Source organism: Bradyrhizobium sp. Arg816, from assembly GCF_029989365.1.
Classification (GTDB): domain Bacteria; phylum Pseudomonadota; class Alphaproteobacteria; order Rhizobiales; family Xanthobacteraceae; genus Bradyrhizobium.
This window is the reverse complement of record NZ_JAPRAQ010000025.1, coordinates 124,177-132,873: the sequence shown is the minus strand read 5'-3', so window position 1 is coordinate 132,873 and position 8,697 is coordinate 124,177. Positions and strand designations below refer to the sequence as shown.

The 8,697-nt window shown below is 64.2% G+C and carries 10 protein-coding genes and 1 pseudogene; 7 read left to right on the top strand and 4 right to left on the bottom strand.

The window, feature by feature from the left end; all coding sequences use genetic code 11:
• The 5 genes and pseudogenes from OWC48_RS37955 to OWC48_RS37935 form a co-directional block, all read left to right on the top strand.
• Window positions 1-152, top strand: a pseudogene (locus OWC48_RS37955) (chemotaxis protein CheW); the annotation flags it as partial.
• Window positions 153-224: 72 nt separating this feature from the next.
• Entirely contained in the window at window positions 225-590 is a 366-nt protein-coding gene (locus OWC48_RS37950) for a PleD family two-component system response regulator (protein ID WP_007600538.1), read from the top strand.
• A gap of 74 nt (window positions 591-664) precedes the next feature.
• Window positions 665-1,858 carry a chemotaxis response regulator protein-glutamate methylesterase gene (locus OWC48_RS37945; protein ID WP_041955012.1) on the top strand — a complete coding sequence of 398 codons (1,194 nt, stop codon included), beginning with the start codon at window positions 665-667 and terminating at the stop codon, window positions 1,856-1,858.
• Window positions 1,855-2,727, top strand: coding sequence for a protein-glutamate O-methyltransferase CheR (locus OWC48_RS37940; protein WP_282524571.1), 873 nt, complete (start codon window positions 1,855-1,857; stop codon window positions 2,725-2,727). Before OWC48_RS37945 ends, OWC48_RS37940 begins: the two co-directional genes overlap by 4 nt.
• A 297-nt stretch (window positions 2,728-3,024) precedes the next feature.
• Window positions 3,025-3,465, top strand: a complete 441-nt coding sequence (locus OWC48_RS37935) for a hypothetical protein (RefSeq protein WP_223153690.1) — start codon at window positions 3,025-3,027, stop codon at window positions 3,463-3,465.
• Between the two features lie 56 nt (window positions 3,466-3,521).
• On the opposite strand, the gene OWC48_RS37930 is transcribed toward OWC48_RS37935, so the two are convergent.
• From OWC48_RS37930 to ctrA, 4 genes are all read right to left on the bottom strand, one after another.
• On the bottom strand, window positions 3,522-4,682 hold the full coding sequence (locus OWC48_RS37930) for a glutathionylspermidine synthase family protein (protein ID WP_282524570.1): 1,161 nt from the start codon (window positions 4,680-4,682) through the stop codon (window positions 3,522-3,524).
• Window positions 4,683-4,685: 3 nt separating this feature from the next.
• Window positions 4,686-5,078 carry a hypothetical protein gene (locus tag OWC48_RS37925; RefSeq protein ID WP_282524569.1) on the bottom strand — a complete coding sequence of 131 codons (393 nt, stop codon included), beginning with the start codon at window positions 5,076-5,078 and terminating at the stop codon, window positions 4,686-4,688.
• Window position 5,079: 1 nt separating this feature from the next.
• Entirely contained in the window at window positions 5,080-5,484 is a 405-nt protein-coding gene (locus tag OWC48_RS37920) for a DUF350 domain-containing protein (RefSeq protein WP_282524568.1), read from the bottom strand.
• A 171-nt stretch (window positions 5,485-5,655) separates the two neighbouring features.
• Window positions 5,656-6,357 carry a response regulator transcription factor CtrA gene (gene ctrA / locus OWC48_RS37915; RefSeq protein ID WP_008138878.1) on the bottom strand — a complete coding sequence of 234 codons (702 nt, stop codon included), beginning with the start codon at window positions 6,355-6,357 and terminating at the stop codon, window positions 5,656-5,658.
• Window positions 6,358-6,788: 431 nt separating this feature from the next.
• On the opposite strand from ctrA, the gene fliI reads away from it, so the two are divergent.
• Complete coding sequence (fliI, locus tag OWC48_RS37910; protein WP_085403223.1) at window positions 6,789-8,114, top strand: flagellar protein export ATPase FliI; 1,326 nt, start codon at window positions 6,789-6,791, stop codon at window positions 8,112-8,114.
• Window positions 8,115-8,235: 121 nt separating this feature from the next.
• Window positions 8,236-8,655, top strand: coding sequence for a flagellar export protein FliJ (gene fliJ, locus OWC48_RS37905; RefSeq protein ID WP_008138882.1), 420 nt, complete (start codon window positions 8,236-8,238; stop codon window positions 8,653-8,655).
• The last annotated feature ends 42 nt before the right edge of the window (window positions 8,656-8,697 follow it).

Below are 8,697 nucleotides of genomic sequence, written 5' to 3'. Positions count from 1 at the left end.
TTGCCGAGGCCGGCATGGAAGAGAACCCCGTCAACCTCGATCCCCGCATGGCCAAGCTCGCCGGCGGCGTCCACCGCCTCGACGGCCAGCTCATGGTCGTCCTCGACGTCGATCGTGTCCTCGAGCTCGCGCCCGAGATGATGGCGGCCTGATACGGCGGCATCGCCGCCGACGGACTCGCAATTAGAAGTACCCCCACAAGGGGGTAGGAAGCAGAGGTTCACATGCGCACTTGTCTCGTCGTTGATGATTCCAGCGTCATCCGCAAGGTTGCGCGCCGGATCCTGGAGGGCCTCGACTTCCAGATTCTCGAAGCCGAGGACGGTGAGAAGGCACTGGAGGCCTGCAAGCGCGGCTTGCCCGATGCCGTGCTGCTCGACTGGAACATGCCGGTCATGGACGGCTACGAATTCCTCGGCCATCTCCGGCGGATGCCCGGCGGCGACCAGCCCAAGGTGGTGTTCTGCACCACCGAGAACGACGTCGCGCACATCGCCCGTGCGCTGCACGCCGGCGCCAACGAATACATCATGAAGCCCTTCGACAAGGACATCGTGACGGCGAAATTCCAGGAAGTCGGGCTTATCTGAGCGAACATCCGGAGGCTGAACGGATCCTTCGGCGATTGTTTCAACTGAACCGTTTCAGTCTGAGTTGGTGAGTAATGAGTGTTGCGTTCGCAGGTAATTCGACCACGGGTCCGTCGCGCGACGCCGGGCCGCTGCGGGTGATGGTCGTCGACGACTCCGTCGTCATACGCGGTCTGATCTCGCGCTGGATCGGTGCCGAGCATGACATGGAGGTCGCGGCCTCGCTGCGCACCGGGCTCGAGGCGGTCAACCAGCTCGAACGCATCAATCCCGACGTTGCCGTGCTCGACATCGAAATGCCCGAGCTCGACGGCATCTCGGCGCTGCCGCAACTGCTGGCGAAGAAGCGCGATCTCGTCATCATCATGGCCTCGACGCTGACCCGCCGCAACGCGGAGATCAGCTTCAAGGCGCTGTCGCTCGGTGCAGCCGACTACATTCCGAAGCCGGAGTCGACGCGCGAAGCGTCGGCCGCGGACATCTTTCATCACGACCTGATCCAGAAGATCCGCCACCTCGGCGCGCGGCTGCGCCGCAGACCCGCAGTCGCGAGCCCGCCGCTGGCGCCCGCGACCCCGGCACCGGCTGCACGTGCACCGGCTGTCGTGCGGCCCGCCGCGCCCGCACCGGCCCTGCATGCGCCGTCGTCGGGGGCGCTGTCCACGCGCCCGTTCTCGGCCCACGCACCGAAGGTGCTGCTGATCGGCTCCTCGACCGGCGGTCCGCAGGCGCTGATGGCGCTCGTCACCGAGCTCGGCCCGGTGATCGACCGCTTCCCGGTGCTGATCACCCAGCACATGCCGCCGACCTTCACCACCATTCTCGCCGAGCACCTGGCGCGCGCGAGCCGCAAGCCGGCGGCCGAGGCGGTCGACGGCGAACCGGTGAAGCCGGGACGGATCTACCTCGCGCCCGGCGGCAAGCACATGCGTGTCGTGCGCAGCGGCGCGGACGCGGCGATCGCGCTCGACGACGGTCCCGCCGTCAATTTCTGTAAGCCCGCGGTCGATCCGCTGTTCACCTCCGCCATCGACATCTGGCACGGCAACATCCTCTCGGTGATCCTGACGGGCATGGGCTCGGACGGCATGCGCGGCGGCAAGGACATCGTCGCCGCCGGCGGCAACGTGATTGCGCAGGACGAAGCCTCCAGCGTGGTCTGGGGCATGCCGGGCGCGGCGGCCAATGCCGGCATCTGCGCGGCGATCCTGCCGCTCAACCAGATCGGCGCCAAGGTCAATCGCCTGTTCGCGGGAGACCGCTCGTGACGCCGGTCGACTACGAATATCTGCGCAAGTTCCTGAAAGAGCGCTCCGGCCTCGATCTCTCCGCCGACAAGCAATATCTCGTCGAGAGCCGGCTGCTGCCGCTTGCCCGCAAGGCGAGCTTGCCCGGTATTCCCGATCTCGTGCTGAAGATCAGGAACGGCGACGGCCGGCTTGCGACCGACGTGGTCGAGGCGATGACCACCAACGAGACCTTCTTCTACCGTGACAAGATCCCGTTCGATCATTTACGCGAAACCATCCTGCCGGGCCTGCTCCAGGCGCGCGCGGCGCGTAGGTCGCTCCGCATCTGGTCGGCGGCCTCGTCGACCGGGCAGGAGCCCTATTCGATCGCGATGTGCGTGAAGGAGATGGGCGCGGCCTTCGCCGGCTGGCGCATCGAGATCGTCGCCACCGATCTGTCGCAGGAGGTGCTGGAGAAATCCAGGGCCGGGATCTACAGCCAGTTCGAGGTGCAGCGCGGCCTGCCGATCCAGCACCTGATGAAATACTTCACGCAAGCCGGCGAGCTCTGGCAGCTCAATGCCGACATTCGCGCGATGGTGCAGTTCCGCCAGCTCAATCTGTTGCAGGACTTCTCCCATCTCGGCACGTTCGACGTGATCTTCTGCCGCAACGTACTGATCTATTTCGACCAGGACACCAAGGCCGTGATTTTCGAGCGCATGGCGAAGGGACTGGAAGCCGACGGTACGCTGCTGCTTGGTGCGGCCGAATCCGTCGTCGGCATCACCGACGCGTTCCGCCCGATCACCGAGCGCCGCGGTCTCTATCAGCTCAACCCCGCGCGCTCTGGCCGTCCGATGGGCGGATTGATGCCGCAGCCGCTGAAGGTCGCCGCGGCGAGGTGATTCGCCGAACGACAGGCAATCTCACTGAACGCCGTCGTCGCGAATGATCGGCAACAACTGGCGGATATCGTTCCGTCAGAGTGCGTGACGCTTCACACGCGGTTGAGCATTGCGGATTACTCGACTACCGCGCAATAGAGCGCGTGCCGCGATGCAATGCAATCGCGGCGCTAATCAGCATCTGACGGTTGTGCTATGCTGGCGATGGTCCCGCCGAACCGAGGCGGGATTCCATTCCATCATGAATTGTACTGAGGAGGACATACCATGCGAATGTCTTGTGCCTCGTATTTCTTGTTGGCGGCGCTTTCGTTGCCCGCCACTGCTCTCGCTGGCGAGCAGGTCCTCGAATTCAAGCTTGTCACCAAGCCGATGGACTTAAAGGTCACCGAGGTCGCGAACGTCGAAGGTCAGACGGTCATGTCTGGCAAAATGTTTGGCGTTGCCTTCTTCAAGGACGGCCGCGTTGCGGTGAAGGACTTCGTCCACTCCGCCGACCTGATCAAGGGCTCAGGACCCATCTACGGCTACAGCACCTACACCTTCGACGACGGATCCTCGATCACGGCGCGCTACGCCGGCGCGATCAAGGATGGTCGGGCGAAAGGCGAATACACGATCCTGTCGGGCACCGGGGCGTATGCAAACGCGACGGGCACGGGCGGCTTCGAAAGTGCGCAAGCCGGCTTCAAGGGCGCGGGCCTCTACGACGGGAGATTCATCGTCAAGACACCCTGAGTAAGCACGCAAGTCTCTGCGCTCGCGTGCCGTTCCGATGAGGTCGCGAGCGCATTTCACAAAATCGCATGCGGCAGAAACCGCGAGCGGTTGCCCGTGATCGGGCTCTCGTCCTCGCGGATCGACAGGCCGCACGGCTCGTGGTTCACCAGCCAGCTTCCCACCACCACATAGAAGCCCGAGAAATTCGGCAGCGGCGACAGCGCCTGCCGCACGAAACCTTCGGCGCCGTAGGGGCCTGCCTGCTCGTCGAGCGGCGTGCCTCCGGACACCAGAGTGACATTGGCACCTTCGCGCGACAGCAGCGGCTTGCGGACGTAGGAGCTGCCGAGCTCGGCTGCCCGCGCGTCGTCCTCGAAGAAGGCCGGCAGCAGATTGGGATGGTTCGGAAACATCTCCCAGAGCAGCGGCAAAATGCCCTTGTTGGAGAGCACCGCCTTCCACGGCGGCTCGATCCAGCGTGTCGGCGCGCTCATCAGCTTGGCGCCGAAGGCGTCGTGGAACATCCATTCCCAGGGATAGAGCTTGAAGGCGAACGCGATGTCGCCGTCGTCGAGATCGACGAAGCCGCCGGGCTCGTCGCGCCAGCCGATCTCCTCGATGTCGAGCAGCCTGGTCGAAAGCCCCGCCTGGCGCGCGGTGTCCTCGAGATAAGCGAGCGTGCCGGCGTCTTCCTCGTTGCCGGTGGTGCCGGTGAGATGGACATGGCGGCCCGCGGCAATCTCCTTCCACGCCGCGATCAGCCGCTCGTGGATGGAGTTGAACTGGTCGGCGCGCACCGGAATGATGCGGCGTTCGATCGCCTGTTCGAGCCAGGTCCATTGAAACACCGCGGCCTCGAAGATCGAGGTCGGCGTATCCGCGTTGTATTCGAGCAGCTTTGCAGGCGACTGTCCGTCGAACTTCAGATCGAGCCGGCCATAGAGGCTGCGGTCATCGCGCTCCCAGCTCTCGGCGATCAAGCTCCAGAACGCCTCCGGAACCTTCAGGCGTCGCAGATAGCGCTCGTCACCGATCACGCGGCCGGCAAGCTCCAGGCACATCGCGTCGATCTCGGCTGTCGGCGTCTCGATGCCGCGCTCGATCTCGTCGAGCGTGAAGGCGTAATAGGCGCTCTCGTCCCAATAGCGTTCGCCGTCGATGGTGTGGAAGGCGAAGCCGCATTGTTCGGCGGTCTGCCGCCAGTCGTCGCGCTCGGGGCAGACGATGCGTCGCATGGATCAACCACCCCCCGAGAAGCCATGGCCGAACGAGCCGAAGCCGCCACGGCTCACGCTGCTGGAGCCTGAGTCCGAAGAGCTTCCCGAAGAGGAATGGCTCGAGGAATCGCTGCTGAAGAAGCTCGATCGCGACGACCAGCGCGAGCTGCTGCCGCCGCTGCCGCCGGATGAACTGCTGCTACTGCTGCACGTCGTGGTCGTCTGGCCCGGCACGGCTCCGGGCGAGGGCTCGCAGTGCTGCCGCGGCATCAGCGTGTAGGCGGTGGTGCCGACCGCAATCGTGCCCATCACCAGCAGCGCGACATGGCCGGAGCGCTTCACCGGCGGCCCCGATGGCGGCGCCACGGGCGCCGGCCGGCGCTTGCCGAACTCCTTTTTGGAGGGTTTGGCCATGTCAGTAGATCATGCAGGCGGCGTTCAACAGGCCCGCCGCGAGCGAGGACAGCCCGAGCCAGATCGCCGGCGCAAGCTCGCCTGCGGCAATCCGCGCCGACAGATTCGGCACCGGGACCTTCACCAGAAAGAGCACGATGATCTGCACGATCAGCGCGATAATCGCCCAGATCAGGCAGTCCAGCACATTGGCCGAATGCGCGATCGCGCTGACCAGCGGTGCCACGAAGCCGAGCAGGCTGAGACCGAGCGCGATCGCGGCCGCCGGCTCGTTATCGCGGATGAGCTGAAACTCGTTGTGCGGGGTGATGCGGGTGTAGACGAGCAGATACGCCACGATCGCGATCAGGCCGGTGCAGAAATAAACCAGGAAGGCGGGCAGGCCGGCCAGTGATTGCAGGATCATCGTTCCCCCATCGTGCAGCGACCATTCGTCGGCGGGGGGAAGATAGCGGTTCAATGGCGCAAGGACGATGAGGCCGTGTTGGCGTCCCCCAAAAAACAAAACCCCGCCATTTGCGGCGGGGTCCAGGCTGGGAGGAGCGAGCCCCGGGGGCTCGCGACGTAAAGCCTAAGATCAGGCGGGAATGCGCTCTTCGTGCTCGTGCGGCTCGCGCAGCACGTAGCCGCGGCCCCACACGGTCTCGATGAAGTTGCGGCCCTCGGAAGCGTTGGCCAGCTTCTTGCGGAGCTTGCAGATGAAGACGTCGATGATCTTCAGCTCCGGCTCGTCCATGCCGCCATAGAGGTGGTTGAGGAACATTTCCTTGGTGAGGGTCGTACCCTTGCGGAGCGAGAGGAGCTCCAGCATCTGGTATTCCTTGCCGGTCAGATGCACGCGCTGGCCGCCGACTTCCACCGTCTTGGTGTCGAGGTTGACGACGAGGTCGCCGGTCTGGATGACCGACTGGGCGTGACCCTTGGAGCGGCGCACGATCGCGTGGATGCGGGCCACCAGCTCGTCCTTGTGGAAGGGCTTGGTCATGTAGTCGTCGGCGCCGACGCCGAGACCCTTGACCTTGTCCTCGATGCCGGCGAGGCCGGAGAGGATCAGAATCGGTGTCTTGATCTTGGAGACCCGAAGCTGCTTGAGCACGTCGTAGCCGGACATGTCGGGCAGGTTGAGGTCGAGAAGAATAATGTCGTAATCGTATAATTTACCGAGATCGACGCCTTCTTCCCCCAAATCGGTCGTGTAGACGTTGAAGCTCTCAGACTTCAGCATCAGCTCGATCGACTGCGCGACGGCGCTGTCATCTTCAATCAGCAAAACGCGCATGCCAGTTCCCCATAGTCGCCGCTCCTGGGCGTCAGGTCGGCCGCATTCGCGGCACTCAACAAAACGCCTTTGAACAACTGATTCGGATCCTGACAACAGATGGTTAACAAACTCTGATTCTGGAACGCAAGTCCCCCCGGTGCAATTTTTGTCGAATCGCCCTAAGGTCTTGCGCGCGAAGCAGCTTTCGTCACCCCGTACCGTTCAAGTTCCACTTTAAGAGACGGGCCTAACCGACTCCCGCGACTCAGCCTTCTTCTGAAGGGGAGTCACGCTCAGTCACAAAGACAGTGACGCAATGATTAACGATGCGGGTAAACACGAAGTTAAGCGCCGTTCAGAAATATGGCGAAACTTAAGTCTTTCGCCATGAAGCCCGGGATCGAAGGCGATCGCCCTATGAACGTCCTCTTATTGAAGGCGCGCCTTTCATGAAGGCTCTTGCCGAACAGATCGGCGACATCGACGGCGTCAACATTTATGGCCGCGTGGTCGGCGTTCGTGGCCTGATGGTCGAAGTGGCCGGACCCATTCACGCGATGTCGGTCGGTGCGCGGCTCGTGATCGAGACCGGCGCGAACCGTTCCATTCCCTGCGAGGTGATCGGCTTCTCCGGCAACAACGCTGTCGTGATGCCGTTCGCCGGCCTGGACGGGGTGCGCCGCGGCTGCAAGGCCGTCATCGCCAATGCCGCCAACCAAGTGCGTCCGTCATCGGCCTGGCTCGGCCGCGTCGTCAACGCGCTGGGCGAACCGATCGACGGCAAGGGGCCATTGCCGCAGGGCCCGGCGCCGATGCCATACCGCAATTCGCCGCCGCCGGCGCATTCGCGCAAGCGCGTCGGCGCCCCGCTCGATCTCGGCGTGCGCGCGATGAACACATTCCTCACCTGCTGCCGCGGCCAGCGCATGGGCATTTTCGCAGGGTCCGGCGTCGGCAAATCGGTGCTGCTGTCGATGCTCGCGCGCAACGTCGATGCCGCGGTCAGCGTGATCGGGCTGATCGGCGAACGCGGCCGCGAGGTCCAGGAATTTTTGCAGGACGATCTCGGCGAGGAGGGCCTTGCGCGCTCGGTCGTGGTGGTCGCGACCTCGGACGAGCCGGCGCTGATGCGGCGCCAGGCGGCGTATCTCACGCTCGCGGTGGCGGAGTACTTTCGCGATGAAGAGAAGGACGTGCTCTGCCTGATGGACTCGGTGACGCGCTTCGCCATGGCCCAGCGCGAGATCGGCCTGTCCGCCGGCGAGCCGCCGACCGCCAAGGGTTATACGCCGACCGTGTTCACCGAGCTGCCGAAGCTTCTGGAGCGCGCGGGGCCGGGCCTCGGTGAGGGCGCGATCACCGCGATCTTCACGGTGTTGGTCGACGGCGACGACCATAACGAGCCGATTGCGGATGCCGTCCGCGGCATCCTCGACGGCCATATCGTGATGCAGCGCTCGATTGCCGAGCGCGGCCGTTACCCCGCCATCAACATCCTCAAATCCGTCTCCCGCACCATGCCGAAATCGGCCGATCCGCAGTTCTGGCCGACCATCCAGCGGGCCCGCCAAGTGATGGCGACCTATGCCGACATGGAGGAATTGATCCGGCTCGGGGCCTACCGGGCCGGTTCCAGCCCCGAGGTCGACGAGGCGATCCGGCTGCACGAGCCGCTGGAGGCGTTCCTGCGCCAGCGCAAGGACGAAAATGCATCACTGGCGGACGGCTACCGCCAGTTGGCGCAAATCCTCGGTGATTTGGAAACGGAACGCTAACTTTGTCAGGTCATCATCCGCTCTCACAGAGTAGCAGAGCCGGTCTTGGCCCTATTAGGGCCTGTGGGGAGACCGGTGACGTCCCACGTGCAGCCAGGGGACTTCTGGGGAGTATGAGTCGATGAAGTCACGTGATACCCTCATCCGCCTGAAGAAATTTCAGGTCGACGAGAAGCGCCGCCGGGTCACCCAGATCGAGACCATGATCGCCGACTTCCAGCGGATGTCGACCGATCTTGAACGCGAGATCACGACCGAGCAGGAGCGTGCCGGGATCAACGATCCCTCGCACTTCGCTTATCCGACCTATGCCAAGGCCGCGATTCAGCGCCGCGAGAACCTGACCCGCTCGGCCGACGAACTGAAGGGCCAGCTCGACGAAGCCAAGGCCGCGCTGGCCGAAGCCTTCGAGGAACTGAAGAAGGTCGAGCTCCTCGACGAGCGTGACCAGGCCCGCGAGCGCGCCGAAGAAAACGCCCGCGAGCAGGCCGATCTCGACAGCATCGGCCTGATGCGCGCCCGCATCGGCGCCGTCGCCTGACGGCGCAGCCAGCGGTCCAACAGCCGAGAATTCGTCGAACCC